The organism is Shigella sp. FC1967, from assembly GCF_001743005.1.
Taxonomy (GTDB): Bacteria; Pseudomonadota; Gammaproteobacteria; order Enterobacterales; family Enterobacteriaceae; genus Proteus.
The window spans coordinates 1-467 of the sequence record NZ_MIIZ01001221.1 but is presented as its reverse complement, the minus strand read 5'-3'; the positions used below and the strand labels follow the sequence as shown (position 1 = coordinate 467).

Here is a 467-nt window from a genome sequence, read left to right as displayed (position 1 = left end):
CAGCGCTTTGTTGTACGCAAAACGAACCGCACCGAACTGAGCGTTGAGATATTCAGCCTGTTCTGGTGTTGGGTAGATGCGTACTTTTGTTGCTCTTAACATCATCAGCGCTCATTGATATAATGCTTTTATTTTAACATGTTAGGGCAATATATCAATTGAGTAATCATGATGATTTACTGGCGGGATCCCTCAGAAAGCGGCACAGTGTCAGTAAACTGGTCGTGCATCTGATCTTTACGACAAAGTATCGACGTAAGCTATTTGACGGACTGATGCTCGCTCAACTGCGTGATGCATTTGACTCCGCTGCGGCAAAACTTTGAATGCGAAATTATTGAGATGGACGGAGAGCCTGACCATGTGCATCTGCTGGTTGCTTACCCGCCAAAACTGGCGGTCAGTGTGATGGTCAACAATCTGAAATCAGTATCGTCGCGCCTGCTGCGCCAGCAAAACACACATTT

1 protein-coding gene and 1 pseudogene are annotated in these 467 nt (G+C 46.0%); one reads left to right on the top strand and one right to left on the bottom strand.

Annotation, left to right across the window (positions count from 1 at the left end; genetic code table 11):
- Positions 1-102: helix-turn-helix domain-containing protein (locus BHE89_RS20475; RefSeq protein ID WP_171742425.1), on the bottom strand; the 102-nt coding region annotated here is incomplete at its 3' end.
- Between the two features lie 56 nt (positions 103-158).
- Between BHE89_RS20475 and tnpA the strand changes: the two are divergent.
- Positions 159-467 (top strand): annotated as a pseudogene (tnpA, locus tag BHE89_RS20470) (IS200/IS605 family transposase); the annotation flags it as partial.